Below are 21897 nucleotides of genomic sequence, written 5' to 3'. Positions count from 1 at the left end.
TTACGGAAGCCGCCAGTCCACCGGCTCCGCGCCCCGGGCCACCAGGAGTTCGTTGACCCGGCTGAACGGCCTGGACCCGAAGAACCCGCGGTCGGCGGACATCGGGGAGGGGTGGGCTGACTCGATGGCCGGCAGGTCACCGAGGAGCGGCCGCAGATTGCGGGCGTCGCGCCCCCACAGCACCGAGACCAGCGGCTTGCCGCGGGCGACCAGGGCGCGGATGGCCTGTTCGGTCACCTCCTCCCAGCCCTTGCCGCGGTGCGCGCCGGGCGAGCGGGGCGCGGTGGTCAGCGCCCTGTTCAGCAGCAGCACGCCCTGGCGCGTCCACGGCGTCAGGTCACCGTTCGACGGGCGGGGCAGCCCGAGGTCGGTGTTGAGCTCGCGGTAGATGTTCTCCAGGCTGCCGGGGAGCCTGCGGACCTCGGGGGCGACGGCGAAGCTCAGCCCGATGGCCATGCCCGGTGTCGGGTAGGGGTCCTGACCGACGATCAGCACCCGCACCTCGTCGAAGGGCTGCTGGAACGCGCGCAGCACGTTCGCCCCGGACGGGAGATAGGTGCGGCCCGCCGCGACCTCCGCGCGCAGGAAATCGCCCATCGCGGCGACGCGCCCCGCCACGGGGGCAAGGGCCTCGGCCCAGCCGGGCTCGACAACTTCGTTCAACGGTCGTGCTGTCACGGAAGATCACCCTACCGGCGCAACGCGGTGCCCCGGGGATAGGGTGCTGCCGTCCTTCCCCTTCGTCCCCCGGGAGCCGGTCCATGACGTCACACGGGCACGCGGCAACGGCACCCGGCACGTACGTCCTCGGGGTGGACTCGGGCGGCTCGGGGCTCAGGGTGGCGCTGGGCGGCCCGGACGCGGACGCCCCGCTGGGCACGGTCGTGTGCGGCGAGCCGGTGCGTACCGGCGCCGGCGGGATCGAGGCCGCCCATCTGCTGGAGCAGGCGCTGCCCGCCGCCCGCGAACTGCTCGCCCGGCACGGCGGCGGCCGGATCACCGCCGCCGCGGTGGGCGCCGCGGGCATGGCCACGCTCGGCGACCGGTTGCGCGCCGAGCTGCCGGCCGCCCTGGAGGACGCGCTGGGGGTGCGCCGGATCGCGCTCGCGGCCGACGCGGTGACCGCGTACGCCGGAGCGGTCGGCCAGCGGGCCGGAGCGGTGGTGGCCGCCGGCACCGGGCTGATCGCGCTGGGCACGGATCTGACGCGGTGGCGGCGGGCGGACGGCTGGGGGCATCTGCTGGGCGACAGCGGCGGCGGCGCCTGGATCGGGCGGGCCGGGCTCGACGCGGCGATGCGCGCCCACGACGGGCGGCGCGGCGGCTCGGCGGCACTGCTGGAGCGGCTGGAGGCGGTGTTCGGCCCGCCGCCGGAGCTGCCCGGACTGCTCTACCCGCGCGCCGACCGGCCCGCCGTGCTGGCCTCCTTCGCCCCGGAGGTGGCCGGGTGCGCGGCGCACGACCCGGTCGCCGAGGGCATCCTGCGGGCCGCCGGGGCGCACATCGCGGAGGCGGCCGCGGCGGTGTGCCCCGAGGCCGCGGCGGACGAGAAGGGGTACGAAGTCGCGCTGACGGGCGGGCTGTTCCGGATGGGCGAGCCGTTGCTCGTGCCGCTGCGCGAGGAGTTGGCGCGGCTGCTGCCGGGGGCACGGGCGGTCCCCGGTTCGGGTGATCCCCTGATCGGCGCGCTGCGCATCGCCCAGGCGCTGGCCACCGGCGGTCTGCGGCTCCCGCACCATCCGACGCTGCTCTGTCTGCCGGGGCACCGTGCCGGTGACCTCGGACAACGGTGACCGGGCCACTGACGACAGATCAGGACAGTTGCCAGGTAAGCCGCTTATCGGATAAATACGGACAGAGGCCGCTCGACCGGACCCTCCCCGCGCGGAGCCGTATCCAAAACCAGTAGCATGCGGCGCCATGAGCACCCCCACTGGGCCCGCTTCCGGCCTGCCTGTACGAATGCCGCGACCTCGCCAGTCCGGACGGCACCGCCGCCCGGAGCCCGTGGTCGCACCCGAGGGCGCTGCCGCGCTCGTTCTCGCCGTTCCCGGTACCCCTTCCTCGGAGAGCCGCAGTCTGGCCGAAGAGGTCATCAGCATCGCCCGTTCCGAGCTGCCCGGTCTCAACGCCCTGATCGGCTATGTCGACGGCGACGACGCCGAGTACCCGGCTCTCGCCTCCGTGATCGCGCATTCCGCCGCCGAGCGCACCGCGCGCTACGAGCAGGCGCTTGCCGTGGGCCGCGAGGTCGCCGAGCCCGAGGGCCCGGCCGCTGTGGTGGTTCCGCTGCTCGCGGGTCCGGACAGCGCGCTGGTGCAGCGGATACGTCTGGCGATCACCGACAGCGAGGCCCCGGCGGAGCTGACCGACGTGCTCGGTCCGCACCCGCTGCTGGCCGAGGCGCTGCACGTGCGTCTGTCCGAGGCCGGGCTCGCCCGTGCGGACCGGGCCAGGCTGTTCACGGTGGCGACGGCCGCCGACGGGATCGTGCTCGCCACAGTGGGCGGCGAGGAGGCCGTGCAGGCCGCGGGGATCACGGGCATGCTGCTGGCGGCCCGGCTCGCGGTGCCGGTGATGGCCGCAGCGCTGGACGTGGAGGGTTCGGTCGCCGCGATCGCCGAGCAGCTGAAGGGCTCCGGCTCGTTGCAGCTGGCGGTGGCTCCGTACCTGGTGGGTCCGGAGCTGGCGGACGGCCTGCTGGACGCCGCGGTGAAGGAGGCCGGCTGTGCGAGCGCCGAGCCGCTGGGCGCGTACCCGGCGATCGGCAAGCTGGTGCTGTCGATGTACACCTCGGCCCTGGGTATCGCTCCCGCGGTGGCGCAGGGGGCGCAGGCCCGCTGACCCCATGGACGTGTGAGGCCCCGGTGGCGGACGGCAGTCCGCCACCGGGGCCTTGTGCACGTGCGCGGCCCGCGCCGGTCAGGCGAAGACCACGCAGGAGGCCGCCGGGGCGTCCAGGGAGCCCCCGTGGACGGGGGTGCCGGTCTCCGGGTCCACGGTGAACCAGGCGATGTTCCCGCTGCGCTCGTTGGCCGCGTACAGCCGGCGCCCGGTGGGGTCGAGCGCGAGGTCGCGGGGCCAGTGCCCGCCGCAGCTCACGGTCGTGACCAGGGACACCTGCTCGCCGGACGCGTCGAGCGCGAGTACGGAGATGCTGTCGTGGCCGCGGTTGGCCGCCCACAGGAAGCGGCCGTCACGGGCGACGACGACCTCGGAGGCGTAGCTCGCCCCGGTCACGCCGTCGGGCAGGACGGGTGTCTCGCCGACCGGTTCCAGCACGCCGGTGGCGGCGTCCCACCGGCACACGGTGAGGGTGGGCTCCAGCTCGTTCAGCACGTAGGCGTGGCGGCCCGAGGGGTGGAACGCCAGGTGGCGGGGGCCGGTGCCGGGGCGCAGCGCCGTCTCCCCGTGCGGGCGGAGCTCCCCGGTGGCCGGGTCGAGCGCGTAGATCCGCACCGAGTCGGTGCCGAGGTCGACGCCGAGCACCCAGTTGCCCGACGGGTCGGGGAGTACCTGGTGGGCGTGCGGGCCCTGCTGGCGGTCCGCGACGGGGCCGCTGCCCTCGTGGGCGAGGACGGCCGCGACGGGGCCGAGCGCGCCGTCGTCGGTGACGGGCAGGACGCTGACGCTGCCCGAGCCGTAGTTGGCGGTGATCAGGCGGCCGGCCGCGAGGGCGAGGTGGGTGGGGCCGTCGCCGTCCACCGGCCGGGTCGCACCGAGCGGGCGCGGGACGTCCCCGGTGATGTCGAGGGCGGCGGCCGCGCCCGGCTCGGTCTCGCTGACCGTGTAGAGGACGGTGCCGCCGGGGCCTCCGCCCCGGCCGAGCGCCAGGTAGGAGGGGTCGGGTACGACGTCCGTCGCGCCGAGGACCGTGAGCGCCCCGGTCTCCTCGTCCACGGCGGCGACGGTGATACCCCGCCCGCCCGCCGAGGTGAACGACCCGATGAAGGCCCGGCCCGCGCCGTTGCTGCTGTCCACCGCACTGCTCCTCTCCGCCGACTGATCACGGCGGACCCGGCCGTCGTGATCTTCCGCCGCGACGGTAGCAGTGCCCGGCGTGGTCCAGACCAAGGGTGCCGGATCGTGGGACGCCACCGCGGGCCGCCGGATCAGGCGGTGACGCCCAGGGGCGCGCGCGGCGGGCTGTGCAGCGGGGCGGCGAGTTCGGCGAGCGCGCGCTCCAGGCCGTGCAGGTGGGCGAGGGCGGGCTCGGTCACCGCGGGGTGCGCCGGGAGAGCCGCGGCGACCGTGGTGCGGGCGGGCCGCCCCGGGGCGGTCAGCGCCTCCACCGCGCTCTCGACGCGCCAGCAGGCGGCGGCGAGGCGGGCATCGTGCGAGGCCTCCGGGTCGGCGGCGACAAAGGCCAGTCCGCGCACCTCGCGCGCGCAGTCGTCGAGCAGCGCGAGCACGTGCCGTGCCCGCCGCTTGCGGGCCCGCAGCGGGTTGAGCGGGTGCACCAGCGGGGCGAGCGACAGGCGCACCCTGCCGAGGATCGCCTCCAGTTCGGCAACGCTCCGGTGCGGGTCGGCGTCCGCGCTCCCGGCGAGCCGGGCGGCGGCCCGCGCCGTGCAGGTGTGGACACAGCGCAGCGCCCGCTCCACCCATGCCTCGGTCACCGAGTGCGTGGTCACCGGAAGCACGAACACCACCGCCAGCAGGGCGCCGGCCGCCCCGACCGTCGTCTCCGTCACCCGCAGGACGAGCAGATCCGTGTCGAGCACGCCGAGCAGCCCGTACAGCATGCTCGCCATCACGGTCACGGCCAGCATCATCCAGGTGTAGGAGACCGCGGCGGTGTAGAAGATGCCGAACACGCTCAGCGCGGCCACGACGGGCTCGTGGTGCAGCGGCACGGCGACGGCGAAGCCCAGGCCGATCCCGAGGACCGTCCCCAGGAAGCGCCGGAAGCCGCGCACGATGGTCTCGCCCCGCGAGGTCGTGGCCACGAACACCCACCAGGTGGCTCCGACCGCCCAGTACCAGCGCTGGTCGGAGAGCACCTGGCCCGCCATCAGCGCGAACGCCGCCCCCGACGTCGCCTGCACGGCCTGCCGCGTCGTGATCCGCCCGAGCCCCGCTCCCCCGGTGGGCGGGGCGACGGCCACGGGCGCCGAGAGCCTCCGCTCGTAGCACCACACACCGAAGCGCACCACGGACGACGCGGCCAGCGACAGCAGTACGGCCGCGTACAGCTCGGGCAGCCGGCCGGGCACGGTGTGCAGGAACTGGGCCGAGAAGTAGGACATGAAGGCGAACACTCCGAGCGAGTGCCCGCGAGGTCCCCACCGCCGCGCGTACACACCCGCCCCCACGACAGCGAGGAACGCCAGGTCGCGCGCGACGGGCAGATCATGCAGTACGGCGGCGAGCGCCAGCACCGGGAAGCCCACGACGGGGAGAAGCGCGGTCGTCGCCGCCTGCCCGCGCACCGTCGCGTCGGTCACCGTGAACAGCGCGAGCAGCGCGGCCAGGCCACCGGCGATGGCCGCCACCAGTGAGTGCCCGGCCGCCCCGCACAGCGCGACGGCGAGCCCGATGCCGAGCACGGCCCGGGACGCGAACCGGAGCCGGATCCGCCCCGGGTCCGGTGCCACGAACGCCCTCTTCAGCAAGTTGCCCCGCCCCTTCTTCGCACCTGGACCAGCCCGGACATGAGAAAGGCGCCGCATGGGTCCTCGCGGGACCCGCAGCGCCATTGACTGATATATCTGAGCATCTGACGGGCGAATGGTTCAAACGGGGCCCGATTCATTGAACCAATGGCCCAGAATCCGGTGGCCCATCTCAGCCGCGGCAGAGCCAACGGACCAGCCCCGCGCGACACCCGCGCGAACGGCCACCGCCCCGGAGCCGTGGCAGCCGGCCCGCCCGCCCCCTCAGGTCCAGGAGGTGAACGGCGGGCGGGCGGGAGCGGGGCCGAGCGTGGTGGTCCCGGGCTCGGCACGGTGCCCGAGCCCGGTCCGGTACGCGTTCAGCGCCTCCTCCGTGCGGCCCTCGTGGCGCATCAGGTCGCCGAGGAGCCGGCAGATGTCGGCGAGGTCTCCGGCGGCTCCGGTCTGTTCGAGCAGGGAGAGCGCGGTGGCGTAGTGCAGCTCGGCGGACTCGACGTCGCCGGCCTCCTCGGCGATCAGCCCGAGCAACCGGTGGGCCCCGCCGGCGTGCAGCGCGCCGCGGCCGTGCTGGAGGCCGACCAGCAGGCTCCCCAGCAGCTCCGCGGCCTGCGCCGACTTCCCGCTCCTGCGCAGGACGTCGGCGAGTTCGACCTCCACCTGGGAGACGTACAGGGCCGCGCGCTTGGAGACCAGCATCGAGCGGGCGGTCCGCAGCGCCGCCTCCGCCTGGACGAGGTCGCCGTCCTGGGCGCAGACGTAGCCCCGCATCCAGTGGCAGTGGGCGAGTTCGGTGCGGATCTGCAGTTGTTCGTAGAGCTCGGTCGCCCGTGCCAACGAGGTCTGGGCGGCGTCGGCCCTGCCTTCGGCGATCAGGGTGCGGGCCACGGTGCGGTGCATGCCGGCGACGAGTGCGGGGTCGGACACCTGGGGCACCAGGGCGAGCGCGAGTTCGGCGGCCTGCGCGGCTCGGGCGTGGGCACCCATGTCCATGTACGGGGCGATCGAGGCCGTGTACAGCTGGAGCAGCGCGCCCGGATCGTGCAGCCCCGATGTGTTCAGCTCGTCGATCGCGCTCTCCAGCAGATAGCAGGAGTAGCGGAGTTCGCCCGCCAGGTAGTGCGCGATCGACCTGCCCCGGACCGCACGCGCGCGGGCCGGGAGGGGTTCGCCGGCCAGCGCGAGTTCGGCCGCCTCGAACCGGCCGACGGCCTCGGCGAGTTCACCCGTCTCCAGGGCGCATTCCCCCAGGCCGGTGAGCGCGGCTCCGCGCTCCAGGGCGAGTTCGTACTCGTCGGCCCTGCGCAGGATCTCCTCGTAGGCGGCCCGCGCGTCCGCGGCGTCGCCCACCGCCAGCACCCGCTGCGCGTCGGTGAGCCCGCCCCGCAGGTCCGCGACGAGATGGGTGGGCCGGCCCGTGGCGAGTTCCTCCTCGGCGACCCCGAGCCGCTCGGCGATGTGCCGCAGAGCGGCCTCGGAGGGCCGCACCTTGCCGGCCTCCAGAGTCGAGACGTACGCGGCGGTGTACTCGGGCTCGGCAAGCTGCCGCTGGGTCAGCCGACGCTCCTTGCGCAGCCGCTTCACCCTCCGGCCGATCGCCGCGGGGCCCCTCGGCCCCTCCGGCCGCCCGTCCTCGGAGCCGGTCGTTCCGTCGCTGTTGACCGATACTCCGTCGGCTTGCGCCATGACAGCCCCTCGTTTCTCGTCCACCGGTGGATCGGCCCCGTCCGGCGTCCGGACTCACCGCCCGCGGCGACTCCGCATATTCCCATACGCGTCGCGCCCGCCGGGAGCGTGGAGCGGCACCCCCGTCCGTTCGGCCGCGGTACGACCGGTTACCCAAATGCAACCTCCCGAGCACCCCCTGCCCCGTTGTGCGGCTCCCTTCGCGGAACCTAAGTTAAACGGCGCATCAAGCATATTGAACCCAGAACTTATTTTGATACGGGTGCGGGGGCGCCGAGTTCGGGCTCGGTGGGCTCGCGGCGGATGGCCGCTTTCCGCCGGACCGGCCGCTCGGGCTCGCCTGTGACGAGAGCCACCCCCGCCCCGTCCGCGCGCCATCGCCGTACATGGCTTCCGAGCCGGACACCAGAGTGAGGATTGACATGCACACAAAAAGAACTGCCGCCATATCCATGAGCGTCGCGCTCATGGCCGTCCTGGGGGCGGCTCTCGCCGCTCCCGCGTCGGCCGCGGACCCGGAGCCCGCGGGGGAACGGCGCGTCGGCGTCGAGTACTTCCCCGAGCCGGGCGGCGCGGGGCACCGGACCCAGGTCCCGCTCCGCACGGAGACGGGGCGCGTCGCGGCCCGCAGCGCGGCGCCCGCCGCTTCGACGACGGACGGGGCGGTCGGCCGGCTGTCCGTGACCGGCTCCTCGGACGACCGGCTCGACGTGGTGATCGTCGGCGACGGCTACACGGCCGACGAGCAGGACGCCTTCCACTCCGCGGCCGCCGCCAAGTGGGCGGACATCACCGCCATCGAGCCCTACGCCAGCTACCAGGGCCTGATGAACGTGTGGACGGTCGACGCGGTCTCCGCCGAGTCCGGCATCAGCGGGGACCCCACCGCCGACGTCGTCAAGGACACCGCCCTCGGCAGCTACTTCTGGTGCTCGCAGACCGAGCGGCTGATCTGCGCCGACATCGACAAGGTCGCGTCGTACGCGGCGAAGGCGCCGGACGCCGACCTGGTCGTCGTCGTCTCCCACTCGACGAAGTACGGCGGCGCCGGCTACTCGGGCCTGGAGGACGAGGGCTACCCGTTCGACGGCGTCTCGACCCTGTCGTCGGACAACGAGCAGTCGAGCATGATCGCCGCGCATGAAATGGCCCATTCGGTGGGCCTGCTGGCGGACGAGTACACCTATGACAGCTACGGCACCTGGACGGGCGGTGAGCTCCCGGACATCAACTCCAGCATCCTCACCGCGGGGCAGATGGCCGCCGGCCGGAGCAAGTGGTACCGCTGGCTCGGCGAGGCCGACCCCACGGGCGGCACCGTCGGCACGTACGAGGGCAGCAGCTACTACCCGTTCGGGATCTACCGCCCGACCGCCAACTCGATCATGCGGACCCTGGACGTCAGCGACTTCAACCTCCCCGGGCGCGAGGCCATGATCGCGGGCTTCTACCGCGAGGCCAACGTGCTGAGCAGCAGCACTCCCACGGGCTCCACGGTCCTCAGGACCGACAGGATCAAGGTGACGCGGGCCGCGCTCACCGGACTGGCGGCGCCGGAACTGCGCTGGTACGTCGACGGGGTCCGGGTGAAGCGCGCCCAGGGCCTCACCGCCGCCCCCGCCCAGCTGGGCGTGCCCAAGGACGGCAGGACGCACACGGTCACCGTCGAGTCGGTGGACCGTACGAAGTCGATCCGCGACCCCAAGGTCCTCGCCGAGGCCACCGAGCGGCTGACCTGGAAGGTCGAGGCGTCCCGCGGGTAGAACACCGCCGGGCCCGGGATGTGGGGCAGCCGGCCGCCGCGCGGGCCCGCCCGCGCGGCAGGCCACCCTCGGACGCGGCGGACCGTCGCGGGACGCGGCGGACCGTCCCGCGACGGCCGTCGTTGCGGGAGTGGCGCCCCGGCCGCACAGGGCGAGCCCGATGGCGCCTCTGGTCTAGACATGTCAAGTTGCCATCGCTACGCTCACCCTTGGTCTAGACCGCAGCACTCTCCGGACATCACCCCACATCTCCAGGAGCGACGTATGCGCAGAAAGATCACTTCCTTACTGGCCGGCCTGGGGCTGGTCGGCGCGGCCCTGCTGGCCACCTCGGGCACCGCCCAGAGCCACGGCTACACCGACTCCCCGATCAGCCGTCAGCAGCTCTGCGGGATCGGCACCGTCAAGCACTGCGGGCAGATCCAGTGGGAGCCGCCGAGCGTCGAGGGTCCCAAGGGGTTCCCCACCCGCGGCCCGGCCGACGGCCACATCTGCTCGGGCGGCATCGGCCGCTTCTCCGAACTGGACGACCCGCGCGGCGGAGCCTGGCCCGCCACGCAGGTCACGGCCGGTCAGAACTACACCTTCAACTGGCGGATCGAGGCCCGCCACGCCACGACCGACTTCCGCTACTACATCACCAAGGACGGCTACGACCCCACCCAGCCGCTCACCCGGGCCGACCTGGAGCCGCAGCCGTTCCTGACCGTGCCCTTCGGCGGGAAGCTGCCGGGTTCGACGGTCAGCCATTCCGGCACGCTGCCGCAGAAGTCCGGCAAGCACCTGATCCTCGGTGTCTGGACGATCTCCGACACGGGCAACGCCTTCTACGCCTGCTCAGACGTCCAGTTCTGACGTCCGGCCCGTGCCCCGCGCCACCCGCCCGTGCGCGGGGCACATCCGGCCGCGACGACGGCAGGGCGGCCTGGCACACACATAGGCCGTTGGTACAGTCGCTGGCCCGAACGACACCGAAAGAGGCCGGCGAAGCATGGCGGTGGACGCACTCGACACCCGTATCCTGCGACTGCTCATCGAACAGCCGCAGACGAGCGTGCGCGAGTACGCGCGCATCCTGGCCATCGCCCGGGGCACCCTGCAGGCCCGGATCGACCGGCTGGAACGGGACGGTGTGATCACCGGGAGCGGTCCCTTCCTCTCCCCAGCCGCGCTCGGCCACCCGGTCCTGGCCTTCGTGCACCTGGAGGTCACGCAGGGACACCTCGACGACGTCGGCGAGGCGCTCGCCGCCGTGCCGGAGATCGTCGAGGCCTTCTCGACCACGGGCGGCGGCGACCTGCTGACCCGGGTCGTCGCGCGGGACAACGGGCACCTGGAGGACGTCATCCAGCGACTCATCCGGCTGCCCGGCGTGGTCAGGACCCGCACCGATGTGGCGCTGCGCGAACGCGTGCCGCACCGGCTGCTGCCCCTGGTCGAGTCCGTGGGCCGGGCCGCGGCCGGCGGCCGGTGACGACCACTCGTCACCGGACTCCCCCCGTCGGCCGCACCTGGCGGACCCGGCGCCGGCGGCCCGTCAACGCGCCTCCCCGGCCACGGCGGTGACCGCCGGTCGTCGGCGCTCCGCGCGCCGGATATCCTGATCTTGCCGCGCTCCCCCCACCCCGCCCTCGTCCCCGACGAGGCCGCCGCCGCGGCAGTCGAAGCGGCCCTCCGTCCGGGCTGCCCGAGAGGCCCGACTATTCGAGACAGGTGTGCACAGGTGCTGGTTGCTGGTCGGTACCGGCTGATATCCGCCATCGGCCGGGGCGGCATGGGTGAGGTCTGGCGGGCCACCGACGAGGTTCTCGGCCGTGCGGTCGCCGTGAAGCTGCTGCTGGGGGAACACGCCGACGAGTCGGCCACCGCCCGGTTCCGGCTGGAGGCGCAGACCGCCGCCCGGCTGAGCCACCCCCATCTGGTGGCGGTCTTCGACTTCGGGGCCTGGGAGGACCGGCTCTTCCTCGTGATGGAACTCGTCGAGGGCAGGAGCCTCGCCGATCTCCTGCTGGCCCAGGAGCGGCTGGGCCCCGAGCAGGCCGCCCGCATCGCCGGACAGGCCGCCGCCGGGCTGGCCGCGGCGCACCGGCAGGGCATCGTCCACCGCGACATCAAGCCCGGGAACCTGATGCTGGACGGCGAGGGAACCGTCAAGATCGGCGACTTCGGCATCGCCCAGTTCGTCGACGACCCCTCCGCCGCGCTGACGACCACGGGCCACATCGTCGGTACGAGCCTCTACCTCGCCCCGGAGCGGGCGCTCGGCCGCACGGCGGACGCCGCGTCCGACATGTACTCGCTCGGCTGCGTCATCTACCAACTGCTGCTCGGGCAGCCGCCGTTCCGCTCGGACACCGCCACCGCCACCCTCTACCAGCACGTGGACACACCGCCCGTGCCGCTGCGGCAGCGCGGCGTCGACGTGTCCGCCGCCTTCGACGCCTATCTCCTGGGTCTGCTCGCCAAGCAGCCGGAGGACCGGCCCACCGCCCAGCAGGTCGCCGACTGGTTCCACGGCGACGCCTGGCGGGGCCGGGCCGAGGCCCTGCCGCTGCATCAGCCTGCCCCGGCCCTGACGCCACCCCCCGCCGCCTACCCGGCGCCGCACGCCCCGCGCCCCGCCGCGCCGGCCCCCGGAGCGGAGTCCGGCGCCCCGACGACGTACCGGCTGCCGCAGGCCTCCGGGCACGGCCGGCGTGCGGCCCCCCGGGCCGGGACCGCCAGGCGGCGCAGCGCCGGTGAGGCGATCCGGCGCCGGCCCCGGGTGGCCAGCGCCATCGCGGGCGTGATCGCCTTCCTGGCCGCCGTGTACCTGGGGATGAGCCTGTTCGCCCCCGACACCGGGTCGGCCACCACGCCGGACGGTGGTACGTCGTCCGGCGCGCCGGAGACTCCCGGGGCCGACCGGTGACCGGAGCCTCCTACCAGCGGCCGTGGACCGCCGCGCGAATCCTGCGGTCGTAGAGGTCGCGCACCGCGTCCAGCGTGCTCTGCGGCAGCGGGTCGAGCGCGGCTGCGGCCGCGTTGGCCCGTGCCTGCTCCGTGGAGCGCGCTCCGGGGATGACGCTGGTGACGCCCGGCTGCTGGATGATCCAGCGCAGCGCCGTCTGCGCCGGCGTCGCGCCCTCGGGAGCGAGCCCGGCGAACTCCGCGGCGGCGGCCACGCCGGTCTCGAAGTCGACGCCGGAGAACGTCTCGCCCTGGTCGAACGCCTCGCCGTGCCGGTTGTACGTGCGGTGGTCACCGGCGGCGAAGACGGTGTCCGCGGTGTACTTGCCCGACAGCAGCCCGGAGGCGAGCGGCACCCTGGCGATGATGCCGACTCCGGCGGCCCGCGCCGCCGGAAGGACCTCGTCCAGCGGCTTGAGTCGGAACGGGTTGAGGATGATCTGCACGCTCGCGACACCGGGGCGGGCGATGGCCGTCAGCGCCTCGGCGCACGTCTCCACGCTCACCGCGTAGGCCGCGATCCGCCGCTCGGCCACCAGCGTGTCGAGGGCGTCGTACACCTCGTCGGACGCGTAGACCGCGGTGGGCGGGCAGTGCAGCTGTACGAGGTCGAGGGTGTCGACCCCGAGGTTGGCGCGGGAACGGTCGTTCCACGCACGGAAGTTGTCCAGGGTGTAGTTCTCCGGCACCTGATCGGCCCGGCGGCCCATCTTCGTGGCGACGAAGACCCCGGCGTCGGGCCGCTCCTTGAGATAGCGGCCGATGAGCTGTTCGCTCCGCCCGTCCCCGTACACGTCCGCCGTGTCGAAGAAGGTGACACCCGCTTCGACGGCCGCGTCGAGCACCCCGAGGGCGTCCGCCTCGCGGACCTCACCCCAGTCCCCGCCGAGTTGCCAGGTTCCTTGTCCGACGACCGATACGTCCCGTCCGGTCCTGCCCAGTTCACGCTGCTCCATGGGGATCATGCTACGGGTGTCCGTGTCCGGCGGGCTGCCCGAGCGCGGTCAGACGGCGCATCTCGTCGTCGGTGAGCCGCAGGGTGCCCGCCGCCACGTTGGCCTCCAGGTGGGCGGGGTCGCCGGTGCCCGGGATGGCCAGGACGTGCCGGCCCTGCTGGAGGGTCCACGCCAGCCGGACCTGGGCGGGTGACGCGTCATGGGCACGGGCGACGTCGAGCAGCGCCTCGTGCTCGGCGGCGCCGGCCCCGGACTCGCGGCCGGCGCCCGCGATGGCGTAGAAGGGGACGAAGGCGATGCCCAGCTCGGCGCAGATGCGCAGCACCTCCTGGGAGTCGGGGCGCCGCTCGCCGATGCCGTAGCGGTTCTGCACGCAGACGACCGGGGCGATGGCGCGGGCCTCGGCTATCTGCTCGGGCCAGACGTTGGACAGGCCCAGATGGCGGATGAGCCCTTCCTCGCGCAGTTCCGCCAGGGCGGCGAACCGGTCGCCGATCGGTGCGGGCCCGTTCACCCGCAGATTCACCACGTCGAGGTGGTCGCGGCCGAGCTGGCGGATGTTCTCCTGGACCTGGCCGCGCAGTTGCTCGGGCCGGGCCCAGTCCAGCCAGTCGCCCGAGGGGCCTCGCCCGGGGCCGACCTTGGTGGTGATGACCAGGTCGTCCGGGTAGGGGCCGAGCGCCCGGTTGATCAGCTCGTTGGCCGAGCGCAGGGGCGAGAAGTAGAAGGCCGCCGTGTCGATGTGGTTCACGCCGAGTTCGACGGCGCGGCGCAGCACGGCGACGGCCCGGTCCCGGTCGTGCGGGGTGCGCTCACTGCTGAAGGCCGCGCCGTTCTGGGTCAGCCGCATGGCGCCGAACCCGATGCGGTTGACGGTCAGGTCGCCGAGCCGCCAGGTGCCTGCGGCCGCTGCGCCGAGGGAGTGCGAGGTCAAGGCTGATGCCTTCCTTGTGGATACGGGTCGAGGGGCCGCCGCATGAGGGGCCGCCAAGAAGGCTTGCGCAATTGCCGATTCAGTGATATGCTCGCCTCGACAGTTGCGTATTGATCACCGATTTGGTGAGAGTGCAGGATAACGTCCGCCTCGCCGCCTGTCCACCCTCGCACCAACACCCCCGCGCAGACGTGCAGTCGCGCGGGTTTCCGCGCGTTGTCGCGGGGCAACTTGACCAGACTTGCCAACTCCCTTCCAGGCGCCCGCAGTTCGTTGACGGGGTCATGACGGCATGTGAGTGTTCGGTCGCTCGCTCACGGACACCACCCGGACGGACGGCCCACGCTGCCGCACGGGCGGGCGCGTCTCCCCACGCCACTGCCCGTGACCGAGGTCCCCACGAAGACGAGGAGCCTCGATGAAACGCAGACCCTTGACGGCCGGGACAGCCCTGGCCGTCCTCGCCGGAATGCTGGTCGCTGTCAGCGGCCGGTCAGCATCCGCGGAACCGTCACCGCCCCCGGTTCCCACGGCACTCACCACCGCCGTCTCGGCCGCCGACCGGGCGGCCGACAGCGGTCTCGACACCCTGGCCAAGGGCCCGGAGGAGCGCTACGAGCGCCGCACGGTGACCCCGTGGATCAACGGCCTCTACTCCGTCGCGTACGAGCGCACCTACCGCGGCCTGCCGGTCGTCGGCGGGGACGCCGTCGTGGTGGCCGACTCCAAGGGCCGGGTCCGCGGCTCGCAGTCGGCCCTGTCGCGGCGCATCAACGTGCCCACCACCGCGACGGTCTCGGCGAAGTCGGCCGAGGCCACCTCCCGCAGGCAACTGCGTTCGGTGGAGCGGGTCGAGAGCCACCGGCTGGTGGTGCGGGCCACCGGCAAGCGCTCCCGGCTCGCCTGGGAGACCGTGCTCACCGGCCGGAGCGAGAAGGCGCCGAGCCGGCTGCACGTCTTCGTCGACGCGGGCACCGGGGCGGTCCTGGACAGCTACGACGACGTCAAGGCGGGCACGGGCAACAGCCAGTGGAACGGCCCCTCCCCGCTCTCCATCAACACCACGAACTCCGGCGGCAGTTACTCCCTGCGCGACCCGAGCCGCCCGGGGCTGAGCTGCGCCGACTACAGCACCGGCGGCGTCTTCACCAAGTCGACCGACTCCTGGGGCACGGGCAACGCCTCCAGCAAGGAGACCGGCTGCGTCGACGTCATGTGGGCGGCCCAGCACGAGTGGGACATGCTGCGCGACTGGCTCGGGCGCAACGGCCACGACGGCAACGGCCGCAGCTGGCCCGTCAAGGTCGGCCTCAACGACATCAACGCCTACTGGAACGGCTCCTCCATCTCCATCGGCCACAACCAGGCCAACCAGTGGATCGGCGCCATGGACGTCGTGGGCCACGAGTTCGGCCACGGCATCGACCAGTACACACCGGGCGGCGCCAACAACGAGTCCGGACTCGGCGAGGCCACCGGCGACATCATGGGCGCGCTGACCGAGGCGTACACCAATGAGCCGGCCCCCTACGACGACCCGGACTACACCGTCGGCGAGAAGATCAACCTCGTCGGCAACGGGCCGATCCGGATCATGTACAACCCCGGCCAGATCGGCGACCCGAACTGCTACAGCGCCTCCATACCCAACACCGAGGAGCACGCGGCGGCCGGTCCGCTGAACCACTGGTTCTACCTGCTGGCCGAGGGCTCGAACCCCGGCGGCGGCAAGCCCTCCAGCCCCACCTGCAACAACTCCACGGTCACCGGCGTGGGCATCCAGAGCGCCGGCAAGGTCTTCTACGGCGGAATGCTCCTCAAGACCAGCGGCATGACCTACAAGCGCTACCGCACGGCCACCCTCACCGCGGCCAAGAACCTCGACGCCACCTGTGTGCTGCACAGCCGCACGAAGGCGGCGTGGGACGCGATCAGTGTCCCCGCCCAGAGCGGTGACCCGGCCTGCACACCGAGCGCGAACAACGACTTCTCGCTCTCCCTCGACCCGGCCTCCGGCTCGGTGAAGGCGGGCAACGCGGTCACCGCCACCGTGCGCACGACCGTCTCCTCCGGCAGCGCCCAGACGGTGAACCTCTCCGCGAGCGGTCTGCCCGGCGGCGTCAGCGTCTCCTTCGGCCCCTCCTCCGTGCAGTCCGGCTCGACGTCGGCCATGACGGTCTCGACCACGTCCGCCGCGGCGCCCGGGTCGTACACCTTCACCGTGAAGGGCGCGGGCACCCAGGAGCACACCGCCCAGTACACGCTGACCGTCACGGACGGCGGCGGCAGCCCCGGCGGCACACCGCCCGACATCAGCGTCGCCCAAGTGCAGGCCCACCTCGCCCAGTTCCAGACCATCGCCTCGCAGAACGGCGGCAACCGGCGGGCCGGCAGCAGCGGCTACACCGCCTCGCTCGCCTATGTGAAGGGCAAGCTCCAGGCGGCCGGATACACCGTCAGCGAGCAGACCTGCACCACCTGCTCCTACCCGGGCAACAACCTGATCGCGGACTGGCCGGGCGGCCCCGCCGACAGCACCGTGATGTTCGGCGCCCACCTGGACAGCGTGTCCGCCGGGCCCGGAATCAACGACAACGGCTCCGGCTCCGCGACCCTGCTGGAGAACGCCCTCGCGCTGGCCCAGCAGAACCCGACGATGACCAAGCACGTCCGCTTCGCCTGGTGGAACGGCGAGGAACAGGGCCTCCAGGGCTCCAAGTACTACGTCGGCCAGCTCACTTCGGCCCAGCGCAGCGCCATCAAGGCCTACTACAACTTCGACATGGTCGCCTCGGCCAACGGCGGCTACTTCATCAACAACCTGAACTCCTCCGCGTCCGCCCCGATGAAGGAGTACTGGACCACCCTCGGGCTCGCCCCGGAGGAGAACGTCGAGGGCCAGGGACGCTCCGACGACTACTCCTTCCAGCAGGGCGGCATCGCCACCTCGGGGTACGCGACCGGCGCCAGTTACACCAAGACCACGGCCCAGGCGGCCAAGTGGGGTGGCACGGCGGGCCGTTCGTACGACCCCTGCTACCACCAGTCCTGCGACACCACCTCCAACATCAACGCCACCGCGCTCGACCGCAGCGCCGACGGGATCGCCTACACGCTGTGGAAGACGGCGGTCGGCACCACCGCCCCGGCCGACGACTTCTCCGTCTCGGTGAACCCGGTCTCCGGGAACGTCCAGCCGGGCGGGTCCGCGAACGCCACCGTGTCCACGGCCACCACCGGCGGCTCCGCGCAGAACGTGCGGCTGACGGCCACGGGCGCGCCGAGCGGTGTCACGGTCTCCTTCGCGCCGTCCTCGGTGCAGTCGGGGTCCTCGTCCACGATGACCGTATCGGCCGGGGCACAGACCACGGCGGGTACGTACACGCTCACCGTGACGGGTACCGGCACCGCCACCCACACCACCACGTACTCGCTCGTGGTCGGGGGCGGCGGCAGCTGCCAGCCGCGGCAGGTCGTGGCCAACGGCGGCTTCGAGAACGGGACGGCGCCCTGGACGCAGACGGCCGGTGTCATCAACAACCGGACCTCCGAGAAGCCCGCGCACAGCGGTGCGTACCAGGCATGGTTCGGCGGCTGGGGCAGCACGCACAGCGACACCGCCACGCAGTCGGTGACCGTGCCCGCCGGCTGCTCAACGTACCGGCTGTCGTTCTACCTGCGCACCGACACCGCCGAGTCGGCGTGGGGGCAGGCGTACGACACCTTCACCGTCAAGCTGGGGTCCCGGACGCTGGCCACGTACTCGAATCTCGACGCGAGCAACGGCTATGTCCTGCAGACCTTCGACGTCGCGTCGGCCGCCGGTCAGACGTTGACGCTCGGGTTCACCAGTAACGAGGACGCCTACCTGCAGACCAGCTTCGTGCTGGACGACGTGGCCCTCGATGTGAGCTGAGATCCGACGACGGGGGGCGGGGGCGGGGCGTGGTCCACACGTCCCGCCCCCGCTGTCGTGCGCCCTCAGCGGACCGCCGCGGCCAGCCTGCGGACGAAGTCGTCGGTCTCGGAGCGGTCGCCGGGGCGGCCGGCCAGCCGGGTGTACAGCCCGCGCAGCTCCTGGCCGAGCAGGGTCGGGGGGTGCACCTCGGTGTTCTCCAGGACGGGCCCTGCGACGGCCGCGGCGGCGGCCGGCTCGCCCGCGCACACGTAGGCGTCGGCCGTCCGCGCCAGGAACAGCAGCCGGGCCGAGTGCATGCCTGGCGGCAGCAGCCTGATCGCGGTACCGGCCGCGTCCAGGGCGCGGAGCGCGAAGCGCCGTTCCCCGGTGGCCGCGGCGAGATCGCGCAGCGCACCGGCGGCGCCCGACTCCACCCGCAGGCGCACGGAGGCGACGGAGAGCCACGGGGCCTCCGCCTCGTCGCGCTCGCCGGCCCGGTCCATCTGGGCCCAGGCACGGCCGATGTGATGCAGGGTGCGGTCGGCGTCGCCGCGGACCGCGTGGCCGCGCGCCTGGTACAGATCGCTCATGGCGCCCGCCCAGGGCCGGTCCGCCGCGACCCTCCGGATGGCTTCGCCGTACGCGAGCGCCGAGGGCCCGTCGCCCTCCAGCCGGGCCAGGGTGCTCATGTCGCTGAGGGCCGCCACCTGCGCCCCCACGTAGCCGGCCATCGCCGCCCACAGCAGCGACCGGTCGAGCCAGGCCATCGCCGTCCCGTTACGCCCCCACAGCAGCCGCAGGCAGCCCGCCGACTGGGCGTACTCGGCGGCCAGCGGCGCGAGTTGGCTCCGGTACGAGCCGGCCGGGAGGGCCATCCAGCGGAGCATCGCGTGCAGGGTGCGTTCGACCACGGCGGTCGCCCCCGGCCAGGCGTGCTCCTCGTCGGCGCGCAGGCAGACGGCGAGCAGCGCGGTCAGCGCGTGCACCGTGTCGGTGTCCAGGGCCGGATGGGGCGAGGTGTCCGGGCCGAGGGCGCAGAACCGGGCGTGCAGGGCGACGACGTCGGGCAGCGCCGGGACCGCGCAGCCGTCCCGCCCGTGCACCGGGCAGACGAGGCCGTACGCGGGCAGCCGCGCGGGCAGGACGGTCCCGGGCGGGAGCATCGCCGTGAGTGTTCCGCCCGCGGGTTCGCCGGGCAGCGGCCCCTGCCGGACCGGGCCCGGCGCGGACGGCGCGGCCTCCGCCCGTTCCCGCGCCTCGGCCTCCTCACAGGCGGCCAGGAGGTCTCCGCCGGCCGCCAGCAGGTCGTCCAGCCGGCGGGCCAGCGGGAGCGGGGTCCTGCGGCTGCCGTGTTCGAGTTTGCTGATGGCGGTGTGGTCGTAGCCGACCCGGAGGCCCACCTGGGCCTGGGTGAGTCCGGCCCGCCGGCGCCAGTGACGCAGCCGGGCGCCGAACGCGCGCCATGCCTGCGCGCTCCGGGTCCCCGCCGCGACGGGGCCCGTCGCCGCGCTCATCCGGAACCCCGTCGTGCCTGGTCAGCGGCGCGCTGTGCGCCACACTCACGGCTCATGCACCGGAGGATAGCGACCCTCGGGGCCCGCTGTCCCCGGGGCGGCGGCCACGTGTCCGGTAACAGCCGCGCCGACCGGCGGTGTCCGGGGCCGCGGCCCCGTCGCGCGCGTCGCGTGATTGCGGTGGCAACGGCTCGCTCCGCCGCACTCACTCCCCGTACACGCTCCGTCATCCCCTGAATCGACGGCGCGACCGCCCTCGCGGCCAACCAGCCTCAAGGCGGCCCGAATACGGATACTCATCGCGTATCCGTCGTCAACTGTTGTCTTCAACGACGCTTGAAAAAGCGGTTGTTGCACACCTATTGACGCCAGGTGAGCGAGGGAGAAGTATCCCCAACTGCCGGAGAGAGCGCTCTCCGGCTTCGTGTCGTGCACCCGTTCCGCGACTCAGGAGACATTGCCCCATGTATGGACCCCCCTTGCTCCACAGACCCGCGTCCTCGTCCGGAAGAAGACGTACCGGCGTGCTGGCCGCCGTCGCCGGTCTCGTCGTCTCGCTCCTGGCCTTCGTGCCCTCGACCGACGCCAGCGCGGCCCCTTCCCTGCTCTCCCAGGGCAAGACGGTGACCGCTTCCAGCCAGGAGGGCGCCGGTACCCCCGCGACCGCCGCCGTGGACGGAGACAACGGCACCCGCTGGGCGAGCGCCTTCTCCGACCCGCAGTGGCTCAAGGTCGACCTGGGCACCTCCGCCTCGGTCAGCCAGATCGCACTGAAGTGGGAAGCCGCCTACGCCACGAGCTACCGCATCGAGTTCTCCACGGACGACAACACGTGGAGCACCGCCTACTCGACCACCACGGGCCCCGGTGGCGACGAGACGCTGAACGTCTCCGGCACCGCCCGCTACGTCCGGCTGACCGGAACCACCCGCGCCACCCAGTACGGCTACTCGCTCTGGGAGTTCCAGGTGTTCGGCACCACGGGCGGAGACGGCGGTCAGCAGATCCCCGGTGGCGGCGATCTCGGCCCCAACGTCCTGGTGTTCGACCCGTCGACCCCCAACATCCAGGGCAAGGTCGACGAGATCTTCCACCAGCAGGAGTCGGCGCAGTTCGGCACCGGCCGCTACGCGCTGATGTTCAAGCCCGGCACGTACAACAACATCAACGCCCAGATCGGCTTCTACACCTCGATCGCCGGTCTCGGCCTCAAGCCGGACGACACCACGTTCAACGGTGACGTCACCGTCGACGCGGGCTGGTTCAACGGCAACGCCACGCAGAACTTCTGGCGTTCGGCCGAGAACCTCGCGCTCAACCCGGTCAACGGCACCGACCGCTGGGCCGTCTCGCAGGCCGCCCCGTTCCGCCGGATGCACGTCAAGGGCGGGCTCAACCTGGCGCCCGACGGCTACGGCTGGGCGAGCGGCGGNTACATCGCCGACAGCAAGATCGACGGCCAGGTCGCGCCGTACTCGCAGCAGCAGTGGTACACCCGGGACAGCACCATCGGCAGCTGGGGCAACGGCGTCTGGAACATGACGTTCTCCGGCGTCGAGGGCGCCCCCGCGCAGAGCTTCCCCGAGCCTCCCTACACCACGCTCGACACCACCCCCGTCTCCCGCGAGAAGCCGTTCCTCTACCTGGACGGTGACGACTACAAGGTCTTCGTCCCGGCCAAGCGCACCAACGCGCGCGGTGTCTCCTGGAACGGCACCCCGCAGGGTGATTCGATCCCGCTGAGCCAGTTCTACGTCGTCAAGCCGGGTGCCTCCGCCGCCACCATCAACGCGGCCGTCCAGCAGGGCCTGCACCTGCTGTTCACACCGGGTGTCTACCACGTGGACCAGACGATCAACATCGACCGCGCCGACACCGTCGTGCTCGGCCTCGGCCTCGCCACGATCATCCCGGACAACGGGGTCACCGCCATCAAGGTCGGTGACGTGGACGGCGTCAAGCTCGCCGGGCTCCTCGTCGACGCCGGTCCGCAGAACTCCCAGGTGCTCGTCCAGGTCGGCCCCGACGGCGCATCGGCCGGCCACGCGGCCAACCCGACCAGCGTCCAGGACGTCTTCATCCGCGTCGGCGGCGCGGGCGCGGGCAAGGCGACCACGGGCATGGTGATCAACAGCAACGACACGATCATCGACCACACCTGGCTGTGGCGTGCCGACCACGGCGAGGGCGTCGGCTGGGAGACCAACCGGTCCGACTACGGCCTCCAGGTCAACGGCGACAACGTCCTGGCCACCGGCCTCTTCGTGGAGCACTTCAACAAGTACGACGTCCGCTGGTCCGGCGAGAACGGCAGGACGATCTTCTACCAGAACGAGAAGGCGTACGACGCCCCGAACCAGGACGCCATCCAGAACGGTGACATCAAGGGCTTCGCGGCCTACAAGGTCGACGACTCCGTCACCACCCACGAGGCCTGGGGGCTCGGCAGCTACTGCAACTTCACCTCCGACCCCAACATCCACCAGGACCACGGCTTCCAGGCCCCGGTCAAGCCCGGCGTGAAGTTCCACGACCTGATCGTCGTCTCCCTCGGCGGCCAGGGACAGTACAACCACGTCATCAAC

General features: G+C 72.8%; 15 protein-coding genes. 8 read left to right on the top strand and 7 right to left on the bottom strand.

The window, feature by feature from the left end; genetic code table 11:
* Nucleotides 1-678, bottom strand: a complete 678-nt coding sequence (locus tag B082_RS0100075; protein WP_026249254.1) for a uracil-DNA glycosylase — start codon at nt 676-678, stop codon at nt 1-3.
* Between the two features lie 83 nt (nt 679-761).
* Here B082_RS0100075 and B082_RS0100070 point away from each other — a divergent pair, with 83 nt between their 5' ends.
* On the top strand, nt 762-1793 hold the full coding sequence (locus tag B082_RS0100070; protein WP_018549779.1) for an N-acetylglucosamine kinase: 1032 nt from the start codon (nt 762-764) through the stop codon (nt 1791-1793).
* A gap of 127 nt (nt 1794-1920) precedes the next feature.
* On the top strand, nt 1921-2844 hold the full coding sequence (locus tag B082_RS0100065) for a sirohydrochlorin chelatase (RefSeq protein ID WP_026249253.1): 924 nt from the start codon (nt 1921-1923) through the stop codon (nt 2842-2844).
* 78 nt (nt 2845-2922) lie between these two features.
* Here the strand turns inward: B082_RS0100065 and B082_RS0100060 are convergent, their stop codons facing one another.
* From B082_RS0100060 to B082_RS0100050, 3 genes are all read right to left on the bottom strand, one after another.
* Nucleotides 2923-3981: a lactonase family protein gene (locus B082_RS0100060; RefSeq protein WP_018549777.1), complete on the bottom strand. Its 1059-nt coding sequence runs from the start codon at nt 3979-3981 to the stop codon at nt 2923-2925.
* Nucleotides 3982-4112: 131 nt separating this feature from the next.
* Nucleotides 4113-5615, bottom strand: coding sequence for an FUSC family protein (locus B082_RS0100055; protein WP_018549776.1), 1503 nt, complete (start codon nt 5613-5615; stop codon nt 4113-4115).
* Between the two features lie 264 nt (nt 5616-5879).
* Complete coding sequence (locus tag B082_RS0100050) at nt 5880-7298, bottom strand: tetratricopeptide repeat protein (protein WP_018549775.1); 1419 nt, start codon at nt 7296-7298, stop codon at nt 5880-5882.
* A 452-nt stretch (nt 7299-7750) separates the two neighbouring features.
* Between B082_RS0100050 and B082_RS0100045 the strand changes: the two genes are divergently transcribed.
* The 4 genes from B082_RS0100045 (at nt 7751) to B082_RS0100030 (ending at nt 11972) form a co-directional block, all read left to right on the top strand.
* Nucleotides 7751-9061: a M64 family metallopeptidase gene (locus B082_RS0100045; RefSeq protein ID WP_018549774.1), complete on the top strand. Its 1311-nt coding sequence runs from the start codon at nt 7751-7753 to the stop codon at nt 9059-9061.
* Between the two features lie 264 nt (nt 9062-9325).
* A complete protein-coding gene (locus B082_RS0100040) occupies nt 9326-9916 on the top strand; it encodes a lytic polysaccharide monooxygenase auxiliary activity family 9 protein (RefSeq protein ID WP_018549773.1) in 591 nt (196 codons plus the stop codon).
* Between the two features lie 136 nt (nt 9917-10052).
* On the top strand, nt 10053-10535 hold the full coding sequence (locus B082_RS0100035; RefSeq protein ID WP_018549772.1) for an Lrp/AsnC family transcriptional regulator: 483 nt from the start codon (nt 10053-10055) through the stop codon (nt 10533-10535).
* Nucleotides 10536-10835: 300 nt separating this feature from the next.
* Nucleotides 10836-11972 (top strand): serine/threonine-protein kinase, encoded by a 1137-nt coding sequence (locus B082_RS0100030; protein ID WP_018549771.1) that lies wholly within the window; start codon nt 10836-10838, stop codon nt 11970-11972.
* A 10-nt stretch (nt 11973-11982) separates the two neighbouring features.
* Here B082_RS0100030 and B082_RS0100025 read toward each other — a convergent pair whose 3' ends face one another.
* Nucleotides 11983-12975: an aldo/keto reductase gene (locus tag B082_RS0100025; RefSeq protein ID WP_026249251.1), complete on the bottom strand. Its 993-nt coding sequence runs from the start codon at nt 12973-12975 to the stop codon at nt 11983-11985.
* A 1-nt stretch (nt 12976) separates the two neighbouring features.
* Nucleotides 12977-13900: an aldo/keto reductase gene (locus tag B082_RS0100020; RefSeq protein ID WP_018549769.1), complete on the bottom strand. Its 924-nt coding sequence runs from the start codon at nt 13898-13900 to the stop codon at nt 12977-12979.
* Nucleotides 13901-14333: 433 nt separating this feature from the next.
* Between B082_RS0100020 and B082_RS0100015 the strand changes: the two genes are divergently transcribed.
* Nucleotides 14334-17816 carry a M28 family peptidase gene (locus B082_RS0100015; RefSeq protein WP_018549768.1) on the top strand — a complete coding sequence of 1161 codons (3483 nt, stop codon included), beginning with the start codon at nt 14334-14336 and terminating at the stop codon, nt 17814-17816.
* Between the two features lie 65 nt (nt 17817-17881).
* Here B082_RS0100015 and B082_RS0100010 read toward each other — a convergent pair whose 3' ends face one another.
* Nucleotides 17882-19312 carry a helix-turn-helix domain-containing protein gene (locus B082_RS0100010; RefSeq protein ID WP_018549767.1) on the bottom strand — a complete coding sequence of 477 codons (1431 nt, stop codon included), beginning with the start codon at nt 19310-19312 and terminating at the stop codon, nt 17882-17884.
* A gap of 464 nt (nt 19313-19776) precedes the next feature.
* Between B082_RS0100010 and B082_RS35335 the strand changes: the two genes are divergently transcribed.
* On the top strand, nt 19777-21897 hold a 2121-nt coding region (locus B082_RS35335), incomplete at its 3' end, for a discoidin domain-containing protein (RefSeq protein ID WP_037709187.1).

Origin of the sequence: Streptomyces sp. ATexAB-D23 (assembly GCF_000373645.1) — a bacterium.
Taxonomy (GTDB): Bacteria; Actinomycetota; Actinomycetes; order Streptomycetales; family Streptomycetaceae; genus Streptomyces; species Streptomyces castrisilvae.
This window is presented reverse-complemented; position numbering and strand designations above follow the sequence as displayed.

Bases quoted from the DNA above. Each gene is read 5' to 3' on its own strand.
- B082_RS0100070 (WP_018549779.1), top strand. From the start codon at position 762: ATGACGTCACACGGGCACGCGGCAACGGCACCCGGCACGTACGTCCTC.
- B082_RS0100065 (WP_026249253.1), top strand. From the start codon at position 1,921: ATGAGCACCCCCACTGGGCCCGCTTCCGGCCTGCCTGTACGAATGCCG.
- B082_RS0100050 (WP_018549775.1), bottom strand. From the start codon at position 7,298: ATGGCGCAAGCCGACGGAGTATCGGTCAACAGCGACGGAACGACCGGC.
- B082_RS0100045 (WP_018549774.1), top strand. From the start codon at position 7,751: ATGAGCGTCGCGCTCATGGCCGTCCTGGGGGCGGCTCTCGCCGCTCCC.
- B082_RS0100040 (WP_018549773.1), top strand. From the start codon at position 9,326: ATGCGCAGAAAGATCACTTCCTTACTGGCCGGCCTGGGGCTGGTCGGC.
- B082_RS0100035 (WP_018549772.1), top strand. From the start codon at position 10,053: ATGGCGGTGGACGCACTCGACACCCGTATCCTGCGACTGCTCATCGAA.
- B082_RS0100030 (WP_018549771.1), top strand. From the start codon at position 10,836: ATGGGTGAGGTCTGGCGGGCCACCGACGAGGTTCTCGGCCGTGCGGTC.
- B082_RS0100025 (WP_026249251.1), bottom strand. From the start codon at position 12,975: ATGATCCCCATGGAGCAGCGTGAACTGGGCAGGACCGGACGGGACGTA.
- B082_RS0100010 (WP_018549767.1), bottom strand. From the start codon at position 19,312: ATGAGCGCGGCGACGGGCCCCGTCGCGGCGGGGACCCGGAGCGCGCAG.